Annotated in this window: 19 protein-coding genes and 1 rRNA gene; 18 read left to right on the top strand and 2 right to left on the bottom strand. The window is 66.6% G+C overall.

Going from position 1 to position 21,301, the window contains the following annotated elements:
- Window positions 1-35: 35 nt before the first annotated feature.
- Window positions 36-1,436, bottom strand: a complete 1,401-nt coding sequence (lpdA, locus tag ACYU8W_RS01140) for a dihydrolipoyl dehydrogenase (protein WP_499465949.1) — start codon at window positions 1,434-1,436, stop codon at window positions 36-38.
- A gap of 43 nt (window positions 1,437-1,479) precedes the next feature.
- Window positions 1,480-1,818, bottom strand: coding sequence for a DUF952 domain-containing protein (locus ACYU8W_RS01135; RefSeq protein WP_499465947.1), 339 nt, complete (start codon window positions 1,816-1,818; stop codon window positions 1,480-1,482).
- A gap of 87 nt (window positions 1,819-1,905) precedes the next feature.
- On the opposite strand from ACYU8W_RS01135, the gene ACYU8W_RS01130 reads away from it, so the two are divergent.
- The 18 genes from ACYU8W_RS01130 to ACYU8W_RS01045 all read left to right on the top strand — a co-directional run.
- On the top strand, window positions 1,906-3,795 hold the full coding sequence (locus ACYU8W_RS01130) for a protein kinase domain-containing protein (RefSeq protein ID WP_499465945.1): 1,890 nt from the start codon (window positions 1,906-1,908) through the stop codon (window positions 3,793-3,795).
- Between the two features lie 65 nt (window positions 3,796-3,860).
- Window positions 3,861-5,051, top strand: coding sequence for an MFS transporter (locus tag ACYU8W_RS01125; RefSeq protein WP_499465943.1), 1,191 nt, complete (start codon window positions 3,861-3,863; stop codon window positions 5,049-5,051).
- Between the two features lie 337 nt (window positions 5,052-5,388).
- Window positions 5,389-5,988, top strand: coding sequence for a translation initiation factor IF-3 (infC, locus tag ACYU8W_RS01120; protein ID WP_239701712.1), 600 nt, complete (start codon window positions 5,389-5,391; stop codon window positions 5,986-5,988).
- A gap of 90 nt (window positions 5,989-6,078) precedes the next feature.
- Entirely contained in the window at window positions 6,079-6,273 is a 195-nt protein-coding gene (gene rpmI / locus ACYU8W_RS01115) for a 50S ribosomal protein L35 (RefSeq protein WP_129626730.1), read from the top strand.
- 73 nt (window positions 6,274-6,346) lie between these two features.
- A complete protein-coding gene (gene rplT, locus ACYU8W_RS01110; protein ID WP_129626732.1) occupies window positions 6,347-6,739 on the top strand; it encodes a 50S ribosomal protein L20 in 393 nt (130 codons plus the stop codon).
- Between the two features lie 26 nt (window positions 6,740-6,765).
- A complete protein-coding gene (locus tag ACYU8W_RS01105; RefSeq protein WP_499465940.1) occupies window positions 6,766-7,563 on the top strand; it encodes a TrmH family RNA methyltransferase in 798 nt (265 codons plus the stop codon).
- Window positions 7,564-7,649: 86 nt separating this feature from the next.
- Window positions 7,650-8,744, top strand: coding sequence for a phenylalanine--tRNA ligase subunit alpha (pheS, locus tag ACYU8W_RS01100; RefSeq protein ID WP_499465938.1), 1,095 nt, complete (start codon window positions 7,650-7,652; stop codon window positions 8,742-8,744).
- Complete coding sequence (pheT, locus tag ACYU8W_RS01095; RefSeq protein ID WP_499465936.1) at window positions 8,744-11,263, top strand: phenylalanine--tRNA ligase subunit beta; 2,520 nt, start codon at window positions 8,744-8,746, stop codon at window positions 11,261-11,263. Before pheS ends, pheT begins: the two co-directional genes overlap by 1 nt.
- A 67-nt stretch (window positions 11,264-11,330) precedes the next feature.
- Window positions 11,331-12,371, top strand: coding sequence for an N-acetyl-gamma-glutamyl-phosphate reductase (argC, locus tag ACYU8W_RS01090; protein ID WP_499465934.1), 1,041 nt, complete (start codon window positions 11,331-11,333; stop codon window positions 12,369-12,371).
- Window positions 12,368-13,519 carry a bifunctional glutamate N-acetyltransferase/amino-acid acetyltransferase ArgJ gene (gene argJ, locus ACYU8W_RS01085; protein WP_499465932.1) on the top strand — a complete coding sequence of 384 codons (1,152 nt, stop codon included), beginning with the start codon at window positions 12,368-12,370 and terminating at the stop codon, window positions 13,517-13,519. The genes argC and argJ overlap by 4 nt, the downstream gene beginning before the upstream one ends.
- Before the next feature lie 100 nt (window positions 13,520-13,619).
- Window positions 13,620-14,528 (top strand): acetylglutamate kinase, encoded by a 909-nt coding sequence (gene argB / locus ACYU8W_RS01080; RefSeq protein ID WP_499465930.1) that lies wholly within the window; start codon window positions 13,620-13,622, stop codon window positions 14,526-14,528.
- On the top strand, window positions 14,525-15,727 hold the full coding sequence (locus ACYU8W_RS01075) for an acetylornithine transaminase (protein WP_499465928.1): 1,203 nt from the start codon (window positions 14,525-14,527) through the stop codon (window positions 15,725-15,727). The genes argB and ACYU8W_RS01075 overlap by 4 nt, the downstream gene beginning before the upstream one ends.
- Window positions 15,724-16,659 (top strand): ornithine carbamoyltransferase, encoded by a 936-nt coding sequence (gene argF / locus ACYU8W_RS01070; protein WP_499465926.1) that lies wholly within the window; start codon window positions 15,724-15,726, stop codon window positions 16,657-16,659. The genes ACYU8W_RS01075 and argF overlap by 4 nt, the downstream gene beginning before the upstream one ends.
- Window positions 16,656-17,147 carry an arginine repressor gene (argR, locus tag ACYU8W_RS01065; protein WP_499465924.1) on the top strand — a complete coding sequence of 164 codons (492 nt, stop codon included), beginning with the start codon at window positions 16,656-16,658 and terminating at the stop codon, window positions 17,145-17,147. Before argF ends, argR begins: the two co-directional genes overlap by 4 nt.
- A complete protein-coding gene (gene argH, locus ACYU8W_RS01060) occupies window positions 17,144-18,586 on the top strand; it encodes an argininosuccinate lyase (protein ID WP_499465922.1) in 1,443 nt (480 codons plus the stop codon). The genes argR and argH overlap by 4 nt, the downstream gene beginning before the upstream one ends.
- A gap of 4 nt (window positions 18,587-18,590) precedes the next feature.
- Window positions 18,591-19,229: a DNA-3-methyladenine glycosylase gene (locus tag ACYU8W_RS01055; RefSeq protein WP_499465920.1), complete on the top strand. Its 639-nt coding sequence runs from the start codon at window positions 18,591-18,593 to the stop codon at window positions 19,227-19,229.
- A 64-nt stretch (window positions 19,230-19,293) separates the two neighbouring features.
- Entirely contained in the window at window positions 19,294-20,562 is a 1,269-nt protein-coding gene (gene tyrS, locus ACYU8W_RS01050; protein ID WP_499465918.1) for a tyrosine--tRNA ligase, read from the top strand.
- A gap of 396 nt (window positions 20,563-20,958) precedes the next feature.
- Window positions 20,959-21,301: ribosomal RNA gene (locus ACYU8W_RS01045) — 16S ribosomal RNA — on the top strand; the annotation flags it as partial.

The following is a 21,301-nucleotide window of genomic DNA, read 5'->3' as shown; positions in this document are numbered from 1 at the left end:
AAGCGCTGGGGGCATGAACCGCGAAGGAGCAAGAATCAAAAATTGATCATGTGGCCTTCGATGCCGTGGAAGGCCTCCTTGAGCGCCTCACCCAGGGTCGGGTGGGCGAACACGACGCGCGACATCTCGGCGGCGGTGAGGTCCCAAGTGGTGGCGGTGACGGCGGCCGGCAGCAACTCGGTGACGTCCGGGCCGATCATGTGGACGCCGAGGATCTCGTTGTGCTCGGCGTCGGCGACGACCTTGACGAAGCCGACCGGTTCGCCGAGGCCCATGGCCTTGCCGTTCGCGGTGAACGGGAACTTCGCGGTCTTGACCTCGTGGCCGGCGTCCTTGGCCTGTGCCTCGGACAGACCCATGGAACCGATCTGCGGCATGCAGTAGGTCGCGCGGGGGATGTTCTGGAAGTCGATCGTCTGGGTGTCGGCGCCCGCGATGGTTTCCGCCGCGACGATGCCCATGGCCTCGGCGACGTGGGCGAGCATCAGCTTGCCGGTGACGTCACCGATGGCGTAGACGCCGTCGACGTTGGTGCGGCCGTAGTCGTCCACCTTGATGGCGCCGCGGTCGGTGGTCTCGACACCGATGGTGTCCAGGCCGTAGCCCTCCAGGCGCGGTGCGAACCCGATGGCGGACAGGAGGCGGTCTGCCTCCAGCACCTTCTCGTCTCCACCCTTGGCGGGGGAGACGGTCACCTTGACGCCGGAGCCGGTGTCCTCGACCGACTCGACCTTGGTACCGGTCAGCACCTTGACGCCCAGCTTCTTGTAGTGCTTGGCGAGTTCCTTGGAGATCTCTTCGTCCTCGGTCGGCACCATGCGGTCGAGGAACTCCACGATCGTGACATCGACACCGAAGTTGGCCATGACGTAAGCGAATTCGACGCCGATGGCGCCCGAGCCGGCGATGATGATCGACTTCGGCAGGTTCGGGTCGAGGATCTGCTCTTCGTAGGTGACGACGTTGTCGCTCACCTTCACTCCGGGCAGCATGCGGGTAGTCGCGCCGGTGGCGAGGATCAGGTTGTCGCAGGTGACCTCACGGGTCTCACCGTCGTTGCCCTCGACCGAGATCGTCTTCGGGCCGGTGAGGGTGCCCCAGCCGTCGATCTCGGTGATCTTGTTCTTCTTCATCAGGAAGTGGACACCCTTGACGATGCCCTCGGAGACCGCTCGGCTGCGCTTGTGTGTCGGGCCGTACTCCATGGAGGCGTCGCCGACGATGCCGAACTTCTCCTTCTCGTGGTTCAGGGTGTGCGACAGCTCCGCGTTCTTGAGCAGTGCTTTGCTGGGGATACAGCCGACATTGAGGCAGACACCTCCCCAGTACTTCTTCTCGACCACGGCGGTCTTCAGACCGAGCTGGCTGGCACGGATGGCGGCGACGTACCCACCGGGGCCGGCGCCAAGGACAACGACGTCAAAGTGATCTGCCACGAGCACGAGAGTACGCCGCCGGTTCGTCTGCGTGGGCGCGGAGTCATACCTGCAAGTACGGGAGCAGTTCTACGGCGGTCACGCACTCGATCGGCAGGGGGCCGTACAGGTGGGGGAACTGCTCGCCGGTCTCCGGATTGCCGACCTCCACGACGATCTCGAGGTCCGCGGCGTCGACGTGGAGCAGCAGCAGATCCCCCACGTCGGCGTAGAACCGTTGCCTAGTGGCCGGCCACTGATGCTGGAACGAAAGGTGGATGAAGCCCTGCTCTTCGAGGGTGACACCACGGGTCGAGACGCGGTACTCACCCTGTTCCTGCGCCAAAATCCAGTCTGCAGGAAGGGCGAGGTGGAACAGTTCGGTGGTCGGCTCGGATTTCATGGTCGAGATTGAAGCAGTGGGCGCGCGAAGGACTCACCGGGCCGAGAGTTGCTGGTCTGGCCGCACGCTGCAGGGCAGGATATCCCCGTGGGGAGAGATCTGGCACCTGGCACCGTGATCGGGGGAGTGTCCATCATCGGCCTGGCCGGGCGTGGCGGCATGGGCTCGGTGTACCGGGCGCAGCACCTCGCGCTCGATCGGACCGTCGCGATCAAGGTGATGAACGCCGACGTCGCCGACGACCCCGAGTTCCTCGCCAGGTTTCGCCGCGAAGCGCGGCTGGCCGCTGCGTTGGATCACCCGCACGTCGTCCCGATCATGCATGCCGGGGAAGAAGGCGGTCGCGTCTACCTCACGATGAAGTTCGTCGACGGCACGGATCTGTCGAAGGTCATCCGGGAGGGAAGCGTCGAGCCTGCGGAGGCGGTGGAGATCGTCCACCAGGTCGCGGGAGCGCTGGACGCCGCGCACGCCCGCGGGCTTGTTCACCGGGACGTGAAGCCGGCCAACATCCTGGTGAGCGGAAGTAGAGGAAGACCGCACAGTTACCTGACCGACTTCGGCATCACCAAGGAGGTCAGTGACAACGGGCTGACCGCTGCCGGGATGACCATCGGCACCGTCGACTACATGTCGCCCGAGCAGATCAACGGGGATCCGGTCGACGGACGCAGCGACCAGTACGCCTTGGCGTGTGTGCTGTTCCAACTGCTCACCGGTCGGGTGCCGTTCGCAGCGGATCGACAGGTCGCCCGGATCTCGGGTCACCTGTACTCTCCGCCGCCCGACCTTCGAACGATCAGACCGCAGCTGCCGGGCGAACTGGCTCACGTCGTCGCCAAGGGCCTCGCCAAACAGCCGGATCATCGCTTCGGCTCGTGTACCGCGTTGGCCGAAGCTGCTCGTGCAGCTCTGGTGGACGGTGGATCCGTCCACTCGACGGTGCCGTTCGTCGGCGCAGATGCCACCCATGGACCCGGCGGTTCCACCATGATGTCTGCGCCGCGTCCCGGAGGGCCGTCGAGACGCGTGCTGCTCGGAGCCGGGGCGGGCGCCGCGGCACTGGCGGCCGGAGCCATCGGCCGGTATCTGATCCCGCGGGACGACGAGCCCGCTGGCACGGGCCCCTCGCCCGAAGTGGTCGGTGAGTTGAAGGCCGGTGCGATTTCGGTGGGCCCGAACCCAAGAGGGCTCGCCGGCGGCGACGGCGCGTTGTGGACCGCGAACTACGACGACGGCACGGTGAGTCGGATCGACCTCGCGAACCGGACGGTGCGCTCGATCAAGGTCAACGGTGGCCCGGGCAGCCTGCACTTCGGCCAGGGCAAGACGTGGGTGTGGAACTACTCCAGTTCGTTCACGCCGGTCGATGCCGCGACCGGGGAGGTCGGTGAGCTCATCCGCCTCGACCACGCGATCTCCAGGTCGGCCGCCGGAACCGACTTCCTCTGGTATGTCGTGCCGAGCCAGCAAGCCATCGGCAGGATCGACATGCGTAGCGGTGAGAACATCCCTGGTCTCATCAAGGTGGGTAGCCGTCCTGATGGAATCGCGGCCTCCGGTGGCAAGGTCTACGTCGTCTGTGTCGGCGATCGGGCGCTGGTAACGCTCGACGAGGCCACCGGGCAGCCTGCCGGGGAACGGGTGGACCTGCCCGCAGGCATCGTCGAGGTGGTGGCTGCTTTCGGGCGAGTGTTCGTCGGCGGTAACGGCCTGGCCCAGGTGCGCGGCTCGAAGGTGACCGCCGCCGACCTGGAGAACAACGTGCGCGGTAGCGCTGCCCTGGGCAACGACGGCGTGTGGATCCACGACGGCTCTGGGGGCACGATCACCAAGTACGACTTCGACCTGAATGCGCCGCTGGGTGCGTCCATCGCCGGAGTGCCGCCACGGCTGGTGGACTTCTTGGTCTTCTCCGGCTCCCTCTGGCTGCTGGACGGCGACAACTCGCAGGTGCATGAGATCCGCATCCTTTGAGGCGGTGAGGGATGTCACCGCAAAGTCGTTTGTGTTCGAACACTTCGAATTGGAAGAATGGACGGATGTCCATCACCCCTTACCGCAGCGTGCTCGGCAACCAGGCGGCACGTCGTGTGCTGCTGCTCGGAATCCTGCTGCGGATCCCGATCTTCGGCACCGGGGTGTTGCTCATGCTGCACGTCGTCGAGCAGCTGGGTCGTTCCTGGGGGGAAGCCGGTCTGGTGTCGGCCGTGGCCACCTTGGCCATCGCCGTCAGCGGCCCCTGGCGTGGACGCCTGCTCGACCGTCACGGTCTGCGCAAGGTCGTCCTCCCGTCGATCCTGATCAACGGATCCTGTTGGGCCGTAGCCCCTTTCGTCGGCTACTGGCCGCTGCTGATCCTTGCCGGTGTCGCCGGTCTCTTCGTCGTCCCGATCTTCTCCATCGCGCGCCAGAGCGTCATCGCTGCCGTGCCGATGCACGAACGGCGCACCGCGTTGTCGGTGGACGGCGTGGGCGTCGAACTTGCCTACATGTCCGGGCCGGCCGTCGCCGTGTGGGCGGGGAGCCAGTGGGGCACCGCACCGACCCTCTTCGTTCTGCAGATGCTCGGCGTCCTCGGCGGAATCGTGTTGTGGATCCTCGACCCGCGCCTGCGCGAGGAGACCGCCGGGGCCGGCGAGGTCATCGACGTCCCGCGATCGGCATGGTTCCGGCCGGCATTCATCGGCCTGTGCCTGGCCGCCGCCGCCTCGACGCTCGTCCTGGTCGGCAGTGAGGTCTCCGTCGTCGCCGGCCTGCGCGAGTGGGGGCAGTCCGGATCGCTCGGACTCGTGTTCGCCGGCTGGGGGATAGGTTCGATCGTCGGCGGTCTCGTCTACGGCGCACTGTCCCGCGGCCTCTCGCCGTACCTGCTGCTCAGCGGTCTGGCGATGGTCACCCTGCCCATGGCGCTCGCAGACTCCGCGGTGACCGTCGCTGCTCTCGCGTTGCTGGCCGGGCTGCTGTGCGCGCCGACGATCACCGCGTCCGTCGAAGCAGTCAGCCGGGTCGTGCCCGCCGTGGCCCGCGGCGAGGCGATGGGTTGGCACGGATCATGCATGACCGCCGGATCGGCGATGGCGGCACCGCTCGCCGGTCTGGTCATCGACTCCCGGGGGCACCAGAGCGCGATCGTGCTGGTGTGCCTGGTCGGTCTGCTCATCGCCTGCGTGGGCGCGGCGTCCGTGCTCGTGGTTCGCCGTCGTCGCAGTCAGGTGGCTTTGGCCGCCTGACCGCCCGATCGAACGAGCGACGATTTCGTCGCCGCGGGCTTCACTGGTAACCTTGTAGCACCGACTCATGCGCTTGCCGTATGAGTGTGCAAGAGAAGCAACGCTTCCACCCGAGTCGACAGGCATGTCGCCGGGTCCCGGTACCGGAGTGGACGGTTTCGATCGTCCCACCCGCGGCATTTCGCCGTGAGTATCGCTCCGTTGTCTGGCGTTGGCTCCTCGTGCACTTCGGTGACGAGGAGCCTTTCTTTGTCTCCGCACGGAGCATTGAACGTAGACACAAGGAGTAGACATCAGCGTCGAGCCACGAATCAATGACCGCATCCGGGTTCCGGAAGTGCGGCTGGTCGGCCCCAACGGTGAGCAGGTCGGAATCGTCCGAGTCGAGGACGCATTGCGACTGGCTGCCGAAGCAGACCTCGATCTCGTCGAGGTGGCCGCGGAAGCGAAGCCTCCCGTGGCCAAGCTCATGGATTACGGCAAGTTCAAGTACGAAGCTGCCCTGAAGGCGCGTGAGGCCCGCAAGAACCAGGTCAACACGGTCATCAAGGAGATCAAGCTCCGTCCGAAGATCGACCCGCACGACTACTCCACCAAGCTCGGTCACATCGAGCGCTTCCTCAAGGCCGGCGACAAGGTAAAGGTGACGATCTGGTTGCGCGGACGTGAGCAGTCGCGTCCCGAGCTGGGCTTCCGCCTGCTGCAACGCGTCGCAGAGGACATCGGTGAACTCGGCTTCGTCGAGAGCTCGCCCAAGCAGGACGGCCGCAACATGATCATGGTGCTCGGCCCGACCCGCAAGAAGGCCGAGGCCCGCGCCGAGGGTCGTCGCCGTCGCGAGCAGGCTGCCGAGGAGAAGGCCGCCGGTGCGCCGTCGTCCGACTCGGGTGCTGCCGCCGCCGAGGCCACGCCTGAGACCGAAACGGCTGCTCAGTAACACACGACCGAAAACTTCGGGTCCTGCGGGCCTCGATGCCAGACGACCGGTGCCCACGCGCCGGGACAGCGATATGAAGGAGATCGGCTCATGCCGAAGATGAAGACCCACAGTGGTGCCAAGAAGCGCTTCCGCGTGACGGGTTCCGGCAAGGTGATGCGCCAGCGCGCCCGCCACGTGCACAAGTTCCAGGAGCGCAGCAAGACGGCCACCCGTCGACTCGTTCCGGACGTCGTCGTCGCCAAGTCTGACGAGAAGAAGATCAAGAAGCTTCTCGGTAAGTAATCAGCCCACTTTGCAGCACTGGTTCTGAGATCGATCGACATCTCGGGACCGCCCCAGAACGAAGGAGATTCACGTGGCACGCGTGAAGCGGGCAGTCAACGCCCAGAAGAAGCGCCGTACCGTCCTCGAGCAGGCCAGCGGGTACCGCGGCCAGCGCTCGCGCCTTTACCGCAAGGCGAAGGAGCAGGTCACCCACAGCATGGGTTACAGCTACCGGGACCGTCGCGCCAGGAAGGGCGACTTCCGTCGCCTCTGGATCCAGCGCATCAATGCCGGTGCGCGCGCCAACGGCATGACCTACAACCGGTTCATCCAGGGTCTGAAGAACGCCGAGATCGAGGTCGACCGTCGCATGCTGGCCGAGTTGGCCGTCAACGACGCCGCCGCCTTCGCCGCGCTGGTCGAGATCGCCAAGGCCAACGTCAGCACCGAGTCGAACACCGACTCGAAGGCAGACGTCGCCTGACGCAGCACAGCAACCGACGAACGCCGGTGGAGCCCGTCCTTTCGAACCCGCAGTCAGATCGGGTCAAGAAGGTCCGTGCGCTGCACCGGCGTTCGTCGCGTCAGCGGGCGGGGCATTTCCTGGCCGAAGGGCCGCAGGCCGTCCGCGAACTGTTGCGCTTCCGCCCGGAGACCGCACAGACGGTCTATGCCGTGGCGGACGCCGACGCAGAGCTGATCGAACTGGCCGCCGGCCGGGGCGTGCCGGTGCGTGAGGTGACGGACGCTGTGATGACGGCGATGTGCGAGGCCCAGCACCCGCAGGGCATCGCCGCCGTCGCACGACCGGTCGACGTCCCGCTGCAGGATGCACTGGCCGGCGACGGCTACGTCGTGGTGCTCACCAACGTCCGCGATCCCGGCAACGCCGGCACGGTGATCCGTGGCGCGGACGCCGCCGGTGCGCGATGTGTCCTGGTCAGCGACGCCAGTGTGGACATCTACAACCCGAAGGTCGTCCGCTCGACCGTCGGGTCCCTGTGGCACCTGCCGGTCAGCCTCGGTGGTTCGGTCGAGGAGATCTTCGCCGCGTGTCGGTCCGCCGGCCTGCGGCTGCTCGCCACCGATGGCATCGGCACGCAGCTCTTGCCCGACACCGACCTGGCCACCCCGCACGCCTGGGTCATGGGGAACGAGGCGTGGGGCCTCGAACCGGAGGTCCGTGACGCGTGCGACGAGGTCGTCCGGGTACCGATCTACGGCCATGCAGAGTCGCTGAATCTCGCGATGGCCGCCACTGTCTGTATGTATGCCAGCGCAGCCGCAGCCCACCCGAAATCCGGATGAACCGCTCGACACTGCGTCGATAGACTCAGCGCGGTGAACCGGACGCATCCACGCCCGGATCCGACGAAAACGTAGAGACGAGAGCGATGTCAGGCCCCAACACCCAGTACGACCCGGTGGAGGTCGCCGCACTCGACCCCGCTGCCATCGAGCAAGCCGTTCAGGGCGCGCTCGCCGCGATCACCGCTGCGTCGAACCTCGACGAACTCAAGACCGTCCGCACCGCCCACCAGGGCGACAAGTCGCCGTTGGCACTCGCCAACCGGGAGATCGGCGCGTTGCCGCCGACTGCGAAGGCCGAGGCCGGCAAGCGGGTCGGGCAGGCGCGTGGTCAGGTCGGCGCAGCGCTGAAGGAGCGCCAGAGCGAACTGGAGGCCGAGCGCGACGAACGCATCCTGGTGGAGGAGGCCGTCGACGTCACGATGATCTCCGGGCGCAACCCGCTGGGCCGTCGTCACCCCACCGAGCTCATGGGCGAGCGGATCGCCGACATCCTCGTCGGCATGGGTTGGGAGATCGCCGAAGGTCCCGAGGTCGAGGCCGAGTGGTTCGTCTTCGACGCCCTCAACTTCGACGCCGATCACCCGGCCCGGCAGATGCAGGACACCTTCTACATCGAGCCGGCGGACGCCGGTCTCGTGCTTCGCACGCACACCTCGCCGGTGCAGGCGCGCGCCATGCTCGAACGTGGAGCCCCGCTCTATATCGGTTGTCTCGGAAGGGTTTTCCGCACCGACGAGCTCGATGCGACGCACATGCCGGCTTTCCATCAGATCGAGGGACTGGCCGTCGACGAAGGCCTGACGATGGCCCACCTGAAGGGCACGCTCGACCGGATGGCGACCGAACTGTTCGGCGAGGGCATCGTGACGCGGCTGCGTCCGTCGTACTTCCCGTTCACCGAGCCGTCGGCCGAGATGGACCTGCGCTGCTTCGTCTGCCGGGGCGAGGATGCCGACTGCCGCGCCTGTTCCGGTACCGGCTGGATCGAGTGGGGTGGCTGCGGCATGGTGAACCAGAACGTGTTGCGCGCCTGCAACATCGACCCCGAGAAGTACTCCGGATTCGCCTTCGGCATGGGCGTCGATCGGGCGCTGATGTTCCGCACCGGCGCTGCCGACATGCGCGAAATGATCGAGGGCGACGTTCGCTTCAACAACCAGTTCGGAATGGAGATCTGATGCGTGTGCCGATCGATTGGCTGCGCGAGTACGTCGCAGTCCCGGCCGATGCACGCGGTGTCGACGTCGCGGCCGCCCTGGTGAAGGTCGGCCTGGAGGAGGAAGGCATCCACGGCGGTGACATCACCGGACCGCTTGTGGTCGGCCGGGTTAACTCCAAGGAGCCGGAGCAGCAGAAGAACGGCAAGACGATCAACTGGTGCCAGGTCGACGTCGGTGACGCGAACGGTTCGGGTGAGCCCCAGGGGATCGTCTGCGGCGCGCACAACTTCGACGCCGGTGACTGGGTCGTCTGCGTGCTGCCAGGAGCGGTGCTGCCGGGCGGGTTCGCCATCTCGGCGCGTAAGACCTACGGTCACGTGTCCGCCGGAATGATCTGTGCTGCAGACGAACTCGGCCTTCCGGACGACGGATCCGGCGGTATCATCCGTCTGACCGAGCGTGTCCCGGGCGTGGATTTCACAGCCGGCCAGGACGCGTTGCCGCTGCTCGGCCTCGACCGGGAGACCGTCGAGATCAACGTCACCCCCGATCGTGGCTACTGCTTCTGCATCCGCGGTGTGGCACGTGAGTACTCGCACTCGACCGGTGCCGCCTACACCGACCCGGCGCCTGCCCTGGTCGACAAGGCGCCCGCCGCGAACGACTCCGGATTCGGGGTGCAGGTCCAGGACGACGCCCCGGTGGGCGGCAACATCGGGTGCACCCGGTACGTGGCCCGCGTCGTGCGCGGCATCGACCCTTCCGCAGCCACGCCCGAGTGGATGGCCACCCGCCTGACCGAGGCGGGTATGCGCCCGATCTCGCTCGCCGTCGACGTCACCAATTACGTGATGCTTGCGCTCGGTCAGCCGTTGCATGCCTTCGACGTCGACACCCTGACCGGGCCGATCGTCGTGCGTCGCGCCCGCGCGGGCGAGAAGCTCAAGACCCTCGACGACGTCGAGCGCGATCTTTTCCCCGAGGACCTGCTGATCACGGACGCGGGGGAGAGGCCCATGGCCATTGCCGGCGTCATGGGTGGCGAGGACTCCGAGGTCAGCGAGTCCACCCGCAACGTGCTCATCGAGGCGGCCCGCTTCGATCAGACCTCGATCGCCCGTTCGGCACGTCGACACAAGCTGGCCACCGAGGCATCAAAGCGTTTCGAACGTGGTGTCGACCCCGAAGTCGCTGTCGCCGCAGCGCAATTGGCAGTCGACCTGCTCATCGAGTTCGGCGGTGGTGCCGCCGATGAGGGCGTCACCGACGTTCACTCACCGTTGCGGCGACCGGTCATCGAACTGGACGCGGCACAGCCGGGCCGCCTCGTCGGCGTGCCCTACGCGACCGAGCAGGTCGTGTCGGTGCTGGAGCAGATCGGGTGCGCCGTCGAGCGATCCGGCGATCACCTGCGCGTCACGCCGCCGACCTGGCGCCCCGATCTCGCGACCTGGCCCGACCTCGCTGAAGAGGTCGCCCGGATCGAGGGCTATGACGCCATCCCCTCGATCGTCCCGGCGGCGCCCGGCGGTCGCGGGCTGACCCGTGCCCAGCAGGCACGACGGATCGCTGCGAACGTTCTGGCGGCGCGTGGATTCTCGGAGATCTGGAGTGCCCCGTTCGTCGCGGAGAAGTCGTTTGACCAGCTGGGGTACGCGGCCGACGACGTGCGTCGAGTCACCGTCCGCGTGGCCAATCCGCTGTCGGAGCAGGAGCCGCTCATTCGTACGGCAGTGTTGCCGAATGTGCTCGAATCCCTGCGCCGCAACGTTTCTCGCGGACAGCGAGACGTGGCGTTGTTCGAACACGGCCTGGTGATCGCCGGCGCCGCGGGCCAGGCGCAGACCTTCCCGGTCGGCACCTACCCGGGTCCGGATGCCGTTCGCGCGATCGAGGACGCCGTGCCCGACCAGCCGCGGCACCTTGCCTGGGCCATGGCAGGTGAAACCGATCGCGGCGGCTGGTGGGGGCAGGGACGGGTGGCCGACTGGTCCGACGCGATCGCGACCGCCCTCGCCGTCGGTGATGCCCTTGCCGTTCCGATCCAGGTGCGCACCGCAGCAGTTGCCCCGTTCCACCCGGGACGGTGCGCAGAACTCGTCCTGGCGGACGGCACGGTCATCGGCGCGGCGGGGGAGTTGCACCCGAAGGTGGTGACCTCCTTTGGCCTGACCGGTCGTCCGGTCGCGGGTGAACTCGATCTGGACGCACTGATCGCGGCGTCCTCGACACCGCAGGCGGTCGGGCTGTCCAACTTCCCGATCGTGCAGAGCGACATCGCGCTCACCGTGGACTCCTGCGTGCGGGCCGGAGAGGTCCTGCAGACGCTGCGCTCCGCGGCAGGCGACGACCTCGAGCAGATCCAGTTGTTCGACAGTTACGAGGGTGATCAGGTCGGCGAGGGCAAGAAGTCCTTGGCTTTCCGGATGACCTTCCGGGCCGACCGGACCCTGAAGACCGAAGAGGTCAACAGCATGCGCGACGGCGCCGTGAGTGCGGCGAGCACGAAGCACGGGGCGGTTCTGCGCGGAGCGTGACGAAGGCCACGCGATGGCAGCAGTACACCGCTATGCATGAATATGCACGGCGGTGTATTGTTTCCGAATGGTCAAGGTTGCTGTCGCCGGAGCGAGCGGTTATGCCGGGGGAGAGATCGTCCGGTTGCTCGTCGCCCATCCGGGCGTCGAGATCGGTGCCCTGTGCGCCGGCAGTCAGGCGGGGCAGCGGGTGGGTTCTGTGCACCCGCACCTCGCGCCGGTGGCCGATCGAACCTTCGACGAGACGTCCGCGGAGTTCCTCGCCGGCCACGAGGTCGTCTTCCTCGCCCTCCCGCACGGGCAGAGCGCCGCGCTCGCCGGCTCGTTGCCCGACGACGTGGTGGTCATCGACTGCGGTGCCGACTTCCGGTTGGTCGATCAGGTGGCGTGGAACTCGTTCTACGACACCGACTTCGCCGGCACCTGGCCGTACGGGATGCCTGAGCTTGTTACCGCTGACGGTAAGCAGCGCGGCGCTCTCGAAGGAGCCCGACGCGTCGCCGTCCCCGGGTGCTATCCCACCGCAGTCAGCCTGGCGCTGGCGCCGGCCTTCGCCGCAGGTCTCGTCGAGTTCGACGATGTGGTGATCGTCGCCGCATCGGGCACGTCCGGTGCGGGGAAGAGCCTGAAGCCGCACTTGCTGGGTGCGGAGACGATGGGATCGATGAGCCCGTACGGGGTGGGCGGCGGGCATCGTCACACCCCCGAGATCGAGCAGAACCTCGCACGCGCCGCAGGCGCCAAGGTCTCGGTGTCGTTCACACCGACCCTGGCGCCCATGCCGCGCGGGATCCTCGCGACATGTACGGCCCGTCTCAAGGACGACGTGACCGAGGACGACGTTCGGGCAGCGTACGAGAACGCCTACGGCACAGAGCAGTTCGTCCAGCTATTGCCCGAGGGTGTCTGGCCGTCCACCGGTGCGGTGCTCGGATCGAACAACGTCCAGTTGCAGTTCGCGGTCGATCGGCATGCGGGCCGACTCGTCGTGACCAGCGCGGTCGACAACCTCGCCAAGGGCACCGCCGGAGCTGCCGTGCAGTGCATGAACCTTGCGCTCGGTCTCGATGAGTGCACCGGACTTCCGACCGTAGGAGTGGCACCTTGACCGTGACGGCACCCAAGGGTTTCCGGGCTTCCGGAGTCACTGCCGGCCTCAAGACCAGTGGCAACCCCGACTTGGCCCTCGTCGTCAACGACGGTCCCGACCACCACGCAGCGGCGGTGTTCACCAGCAACCGCGTGGAGGCTGCGCCGGTCACCTGGTCGCGGATCGTGGTCGGTGACGGTCGAGTCGACGCCGTGGTCCTGAACTCGGGGGGCGCGAACGCGTGCACCGGGCCGCAGGGCTTCGCCGACACGCACCGCACTGCGGAACTGGTGGCGGATGCACTCGGGATCGCATCGGGTGATCTCGCAGTCTGCTCGACAGGTCTGATCGGTGAACTTCTGCCGATGGACAAGATCGAAAGCGCTGTGCCGCAACTGGTTTCGGCAGTGACGCCGGACGGTGGTGAGGACGCTGCGCGCGCGATCATGACCACCGACACCGTGCCCAAACAGGCCGCCGTGCAGCGTGCCAGCTGGTCCGTGGGCGGCATGGCCAAAGGTGCAGGGATGCTGGCGCCGGCACTCGCCACGATGCTCGTCGTGGTGACAACTGACGCGGTCGTCGATCAGTGCGAACTCGACGGCGTGCTCCGTACCGCGACGGCGACGACCTTCGACCGCATCGACTCCGATGGTTGCCAGTCGACCAACGACACAGTCCTCCTCCTGGCTTCGGGCGCGTCGGGGGTCCGCCCGAGCCAGGAGGACCTCATCGCCGCCGTCACCGAGGTGTGCGGCTCGCTGGCCCGACAGCTCATCGCTGACGCCGAGGGTGCCCATCATGAGGTCGCCATTGAAGTTCGCACTGCCGCAAGCGAATCCGACGCATTGACCGTCGCCAGGGCGATCGCACGGAACAACCTGTTCAAGTGTGCGATTTTCGGCAACGACCCCAACTGGGGCCGCATCGTCGCGGCGGTCGGCACGACGGACGCGGTCTTCGAGCCGCAGCGGCTCGACGTCAACGTCAACGGCGTCCAGGTCTGCCGCGGCTGCGGTGTCGGGGACGACCGATCGCTGGTCGACCTCTCCGGGCGTGAAGTTCACGTCGTCGTCGACCTGCACGCCGGCGACGCGTCCGCCACGGTCTGGACCAACGACCTGACCCACGACTACGTACACGAGAACTCGGCATACTCCACATGATCACCTCACGAAGTCCTCGCTCCGGAAGCTGCGCTCGGTACTTCGCGGGGACCCTGATCAGGATCGCAATGACAGCTGTTGCGAGAACGCAGGTGCTTGCATGACGCTCCGTGATTCCGTCTCCCTCGCCGCCGCCGCAGACAAGGCGGCCACGCTCGTCGAAGCGTTGCCCTGGCTCGAGCAGTTCCGGGGTGCTCTCGTCGTCATCAAGTACGGCGGCAACGCGATGACCGACGACACCCTCAAGGCAGCTTTCGCGGAGGACGTCGCCTTCTTGAAGTACGCCGGTCTGCGTCCCGTCGTGGTGCATGGCGGAGGCCCGCAGATCCAGGCCATGCTCACCCGCCTCGGCCTCGAGAGTGAGTTCAAGGGCGGTCTACGGGTCACCACACCCGAGGTGATGGACGTCGTCCGCATGGTGCTCACCGGGCAGGTCTCGCGCGAACTCGTCGGCCTCATCAACAACCACGGCGCACTGGCCGTGGGTTTGTCGGGGGAGGACGCCTCACTCTTCGGTGCTCGTAAGCGCGGTGCTGTGGTCGACGGCGAGACGGTCGACATCGGCCTGGTCGGTGACGTCGAGACGGTGAATCCCGCTGCGGTACAGGACCTTCTGGACGCAGGACGTATTCCTGTCGTCTCCTCGGTCGCGCCCGATCTGGACGTCGAAGGACAAGTTCTCAACGTCAACGCCGACACCGCTGCGGCGGCGCTGGCAACCGCGCTCGGTGCTCGCAAGCTCGTCGTGCTGACCGACGTCGAGGGCATCTACGCCGACTGGCCCGACCGCGAGAGCCTGCTCAGCACGCTGCCCGTCGACGACGCGCGGGAGTTGCTCACCCGCGTCGACAGCGGCATGGTGCCCAAGCTCGAGGCCTGCATCCGGGCCATCGACGGGGGAGTGCCGCAGGCGCACGTGATCGACGGTCGGCGACCGCACTCGGTGTTGCTCGAGATCTTCACCAACGCCGGAATCGGCACGATGCTGCTTGCGAAGGAGAACGCATGACCGACAACACGACCGCAAGTCAGCAGACCGCTCTTGCGCAGTACGGCGAGGAGCTCCTCCCGGTCTTCGGCGCCCCCTCGCTGGTCATCGATCGCGGCGACGGATGCTACGTCTGGGATCTGGACGGCAAGCGCTACCTGGACCTGCTGGGTGGGATCGCCGTCAACGCCGTCGGTCACAACCACCCTGACCTGGTTGCCGCCGTCTCCAAACAGGCCGGCGAGATGCTGCACGTCTCCAACTTCTTCACCAGCCGTGCCCAGGTCGCCCTGGCGCACGAACTCCTTCGGATCAGCCGGGCGCCGCAAGGATCGCGGGTGTTCTTCGCCAACTCCGGTGCGGAGGCGAACGAAGCCGCGATCAAGCTGAGCCGCCGCACCGGCCGGTCGAAGATCGTCGCGTGCGAGGGCGCTTTCCACGGGCGCACCACCGGCGCACTGGCTCTCACGCACAAAGCGGCCTATCGAGAGCCGTTCGAACCCCTGCTGCCGGACGTCGTCCACGTCCCGTTCGGCGACGCGGACGCGTTGCGTTCCGCGGTCGACGACCGGACGGCGGCAGTCTTCCTCGAGCCCATCCAGGGCGAGGCGGGGGTGCGTGTCGCCGACGACGAGTACCTCCGGGCGGCACGTGAGATCACCTCTGCCGCAGGCGCTTTGCTGATCGTCGACGAGATCCAGACCGGTGTCGGACGAACCGGTGACTGGCTTGCGCATCAAAGGTCGAGCATCGTCCCGGACGCCGTGACCTTCGCCAAGGGTCTCGGCGGTGGCGTCCCGATCGGCGCGATGGTCACGTTCGGTGCCGAGGTCTCGGCCCTGCTCCAACCCGGCCAACACGGCACCACCTTCGGCGGAAACCCACTGGCCTGCGCCGCTGGACTGGCGGTCATCGATGTCATCGAGCGGGACGATCTGCTGGACAACGCCCGCACCATCGGCGAGTGGTTCGCGGCCGCTGTCGACAATCTGGATGACGAGCGCGTCGCCGGCGTCCGCGGGCGCGGACTGCTGCTCGCCGTGGAGTTACGCGATGAGTTGTCCGCCGACGTCGTGACGGCCGCCCGGAACGCAGGCTTCATCGTGAACGCCGTTGCGCCGAACGCCATTCGTCTTGCTCCACCGTTGATCATTGCGCAGGAGCAGTTGCAGACCTTCGTCGACGCCCTGCCCACCCTCATCACGGAGGCCACCTCATGACGCGTCACTTCCTTCGTGACGACGACCTCACCCCGGCCGAACAGGCGCGGGTGCTCGACCTCGCCGCGCAGATGAAGGCCGATCGCACCGCCCGGCAACCGCTGGCCGGTCCGCAGGCAGTGGCGATCATCTTCGACAAGCCGACGTTGCGCACGCAGTTGTCCTTCAGTACCGGGGTCGCCGAACTCGGCGGCTTCCCGACGGTGGTCGACGGAAAGCTGGCGCAGATCGGCACCCGGGAGTCGGTGGCGGACGTGGCACGCGTCCTGGGCCGTCAGGTGTCGCTGATCGTGTGGCGCACCTTCGGCCAGGACCAGATCGAGGAGATGGCGCAGTTCGCGGGCGTGCCGGTGGTCAACGCTCTCACCGACGACTTCCACCCCTGCCAGATCCTCGCCGACCTGCTGACCATCAAGGAGCACAAGGGTGAACTCGCCGGCCTGACCATCGCGTACGTCGGCGACGGCGCGAACAACATGGCGCACTCCTATCTTCTCGGTGGTGCACTCGCCGGCATGCACGTGCGGATCGGCACCCCGAGTTCGCACTGTCCGCAGTCGGCGATCCTCGAGCGAGCACAGGAGATTGCCGGTGAAACCGGCGGTTCGGTCTCGGTGGGCGACGATCCGGTCGCCGCCGTGCTCGGGGCAGACGTCGTCATCACCGACACCTGGGTCTCGATGGGCAAGGAGACCGAGGCACAGACGCGCAAGGGCGTCGAGAGTCCCTTCGCGAAGTTCGCGCTGGACGAGACGCTCGTCGGGCATGCTGCCGCGGACGTGATCGTGATGCACTGCCTGCCTGCGTACCGCGGATTCGAGATCTCGGCCGATGTCATCGACGGGCCGCGCTCGGTGGTCTGGGATGAGGCGGAGAACCGCCTGCACGCCCAGAAGGCCCTCATGACCTTCCTGCTGGAGCAGTCGTCGTGATCACCGGCACACGTGCTTCTCGGCACCGCGCCATTGCGGATGTGCTTGCTCGCGAGGAAGTCCAGTCCCAGACGCAACTGTCGGAAATCCTTGCCGCTCAGGGTTTTTCGGTGACACAGGCGACGCTTTCCCGCGACCTCGACGATCTGGGTGCGGTGAAGATGCGCAAGGGTGGACAACTGGTCTACGCAGTAGCGGCCGAGGGCGGTGACGGCACCGCGGTGGCGAGCCTCGTCGAACCCGAGGGACGGTTGCGACGGATGTGCGGCGATCTGCTGGTGTCGGCGCAGGAATCGGAGAACCTCGTCGTTCTCAAGACGCCGCCGGGCGGGGCAAGTCTGCTGGCATCGGCCATCGACCACGCACGTCCACGGGACGTCGTGGGCACGATCGCCGGGGATGACACGATCATGGTGATCGCCGGAAACAAGCAAGCGGCCACGCAGGTCCGCGACTACTTCATCCAACTCGCACAAGGGCAGGCATGACGAACGAAGTACCGAGCAACGACCGCGTGAGTCTGTGGGGAGGCCGGTTCGCCGGGGGGCCGGCCGACGCGCTCGCCGCACTGTCGAAGTCCACCCACTTCGACTGGCGACTGGCCGCCTACGACATCGCCGGGTCCAAGGCTCACGCGCGTGTGTTGCATTCGGCCGGACTGCTCGACAATGCGCAGCGCGACGGGATGATCGCCGCACTCGACCGGTTGCTCGATGACGTCCGCACCGGCGCTTTCGAACCCGCAGTCGACGACGAGGACGTCCACACCGCTCTCGAACGCGGGCTCATCGAGCGTGCCGGCGACGACCTCGGCGGACGCCTGCGCGCCGGCCGGAGCCGCAACGACCAGGTCGCCACCCTCTTTCGGATGTACCTGCGCGATCATGCCCGTGTCGTCAGCGGTCTCGTCCTTGACGTGGTGGACGCGCTCATCGGGCAGGCCGAACGACACCACGGTGTTGCCATGCCGGGTCGCACCCATCTGCAGCACGCGCAGCCGGTGCTGCTGTCGCACCACCTGCTCGCGCACGCCTGGGCGTTGTTGCGGGATGTGCAGAGGTTCGCCGACTGGGACAAGCGCGCCGACGAATCACCCTACGGTTCGGGCGCGCTCGCCGGCTCCAGCCTCGGCCTCGACCCACGTGCGGTGGCGGCCGACCTCGGGTTCAGCAGGGCGGCGATGAACTCCATCGACGCAACTGCGAGCCGCGACTTCGTCGCCGAGTTCGCCTTCGTGTCCGCGATGACCGCGGTCGACGTCTCCCGGATCGCCGAGGAGGTCGTGCTCTGGGCGACCAAGGAGTTCTCGTTCATCACGCTGGACGACTCCTACTCGACCGGGTCGAGCATCATGCCGCAGAAGAAGAACCCCGATGTCGCCGAACTCGCGCGTGGCAAGGCCGGACGTCTGGTCGGCGATCTCACCGGTCTGATGACCACCTTGAAGGCACTCCCGCTCGCGTACAACCGCGACCTGCAGGAGGACAAGGAACCGGTGTTCGACGCGGTCGACACCCTGGAGGTGCTCCTTCCTGCGTTCGCAGGCATGGTGGACACGATGGTGTTCGACACCGACCGGCTCGAAGCGCTCGCCCCGCAGGGCTTCGCGCTTGCGACCGACATCGCGGAATGGTTGGTGCGGGAAGGCACGCCCTTCCGGGTCGCGCACGAAGTGGCGGGGGAGTGCGTCCGCGTCTGCGAGTCCCAGGACAAGGAACTGTGGGATCTCACGGACGACGAACTGACCGCGATCAATCCGGCGCTCACTCCGGCGGTGCGCGAGGTGCTGACCGTGCCCGGATCACTCGGGTCGCGCAACTCCCAGGGTGGCACCGCTCCGGAGCGCGTCGAGGAGCAGCGCGAGGCATCCAAGATCGTTGCGGCACAGGCTCGTTCGTGGTCACAGCAGCGGGTCGTGAAGGCCTGACCGAGTGGTCCGCGACGCTCTCGAACCCTGCGGTGCCGGGCTGCGTCCCCGCGCCGACGCGCCGGTCACGCAGGTGGCGCACGACGTCCTCGGCTGCCTGATTTCGCACGCCGGAGTCACCGTCCGCATCACCGGGGCCGAGGCGTACGCCGGCAGCGACGACCCCGGTGCGCACACCTTTCGGGGTCGCACCGCGCGCAATGCGTCGATGTTCGGCCCGGTCGGGCACGCGTACGTGTACTTCACCTACGGGATGCACCACGCGCTGAACCTCGTGTGCGGGCCGGAGGGCACCGGCCACGGGGTGCTGATCCGTGCGGGCGAGGTCGTGGACGGTGTCGATCTGGCTCGATCGCGACGTGGCGGGGTGTCGGATCGCGACCTGGCCCGGGGCCCCGGACGCCTGGCGCAGGCGCTCGCGCTCGACCGGACGCATGACGGAATGTCCATGCAGGGTTCCGCGCCGGACCTGCTGCTCGTCCCTGCAACGGTCCCGAAATGTACTTCGAGCGGGCCACGAGTGGGTGTCAGCGGACCGGGAGGCGACGGTGAGTTGTTCCCATGGCGCTTCTGGATCACCGAGGACCCGTACGTCTCCGCGTACCGGCCGGCGAAACCGAGTCGCAGGCCGGCCCGGCCGTAAGGCAGGCTTTGACCACGATCAACGACGCACGGAGCCTGCGTGCGGAGAAAGGGAGGACGGACACGTGAGCAACATCTTCGACGAGTTGCAGTGGCGGGGCCTGGTGGCGCAGACCACCGACGAGGCCGCGCTGCGGGAAGCGCTCGAGGGGAAGCTCACCGTCTATTGCGGTTTCGACCCGACGGCTCCGTCCCTCCACTTCGGCAACCTGGTCCAGTTGATGCAGCTTCGCCGGCTGCAGCAGGCGGGCCATCGGGTGATCTGCCTCGTCGGTGGTTCGACCGGTCTGATCGGTGACCCGAAGCCGGACAGCGAGCGGGTGTTACGCACGAAGGATCAGGTCGCCGATGCGGTGGCCTCGATCCGCGCGCAAGCCGAGTCATTCCTCGACTTCGACGGTGACAACCCGGCCACCATGGTCAACAACCTGGATTGGACCGAGGGCATCAGTGCCCTGGACTTCCTGCGCGACTACGGCAAGTACTTCCGGGTGAACGCGATGATCAAGAAGGACGCGGTCTCGGCGCGGCTGAACTCGGACACGGGTATCAGCTACACCGAGTTCAGCTACCAGATCCTGCAGGGGCTGGACTACCTGCATCTGTACCGCGCCCACGGATGCACGCTGCAGGTCGGGGGCTCCGATCAGTGGGGCAACCTGATCGCCGGCGTGGACCTGGTGCGACTGGCCGACTCCGCGCATGTGCACGTCCTGACCTCGCCGCTGCTGACGGACTCGACCGGACGCAAGTACGGGAAGTCGGAGGGCAACGCCATCTGGCTGAGCCCGGAGATGACCTCGCCGTACGCCTTCTACCAGTACTTCGTCAACGTCGAGGACTCCGAAGTGGTGAAGCTGCTGAAGGTGTTCAGCGACCTCGGTCCCGAGGAGATCGCCGAGTACGAACGCCAGGTGGCGGACGAACCGTTCAAGCGCGCGGCCCAGCGCGCACTCGCGTCAGCTGCGACCACCCTGGTGCACGGCGCCGATGCGACCGAGGCGGTTCAGGCTGCGTCCGACGCGTTGTTCGGCAAGGGAGACATCACCGCTCTGGACGCCCGCACCCTGCGTGATGCGACCACCGAGCTCCCTGGCGGCGAGGTGGCGGTCGGGACAGGCATCGTCGAGGCATTGATCGCCGTCGGGATCGCTGACAGCCGCAACGCGGCGCGCCGGCTGATCGGTGACGGTGGCATCTCGATCAACAACGACAAGATCACCGATGTCGAGGCAAGCCTGACCGAGAACGACTTCCTGCACGGCCAGGTGGCCGTCATCAAGCGAGGTCGCAAGCACCAGGCGGCTGCGCGGCTGCCCCAGAATTCCGCTTAGTTCCGGGCGTTCGTCACGGTCGGGGAGGGTGTGGCGCAGGTCGCACCCTCCCCGATTTGGCATCACGCGGGGATCGGCGTAATGTTCTCCGAGTCGCCCGGCGAGGGAAACGGACAAGCCGCAAGGCAAGGCCGGATCCGCAAGGCGAAACCACCGCTCTCGGAGTTCGAAATCGGAAGAAAAGCCGATTTGAAAGCGAAGAAAAGCGGTGATAACCTGAAGAGGTTGCCCCGGAAAGTGCGGCTGAGAAGCCGAACCAAGGTGAGCGATCGTTTCTTGAGAACTCAACAGCGTGTCGAGTGATTGATGCCAAATGTTTGTTTGGTTGAGATTGTACTCAGTAGCATTTTTTTGGATGCTCTTGATCAATTTCGGCCAGGATAGTTTTTCTGTTTTTTTACGGAGAGTTTGATCCTGGCTCAGGACGAACGCTGGCGGCGTGCTTAACACATGCAAGTCGAACGATGAAGCTCCAGCTTGCTGGGGTGGATTAGTGGCGAACGGGTGAGTAACACGTGAGTAACCTGCCCTTCACTCTGGGATAAGCCTTGGAAACGAGGTCTAATACTGGATATTCATACATGGTCGCATGGTTGTGTGTGGAAAGGTTTCTTGGTGGGGGATGGACTCGCGGCCTATCAGCTTGTTGGTGAGGTAGTGGCTCACCAAGGCTTTGACGGGTAGCCGGCCTGAGAGGGTGACCGGCCACACTGGGACTGAGACACGGCCCAGACTCCTA

It is taken from the genome of Yimella radicis, from assembly GCF_054778255.1.
Note: the sequence above shows the minus strand (reverse complement) of the source record. Positions and strands in the feature narration are given on the sequence as shown.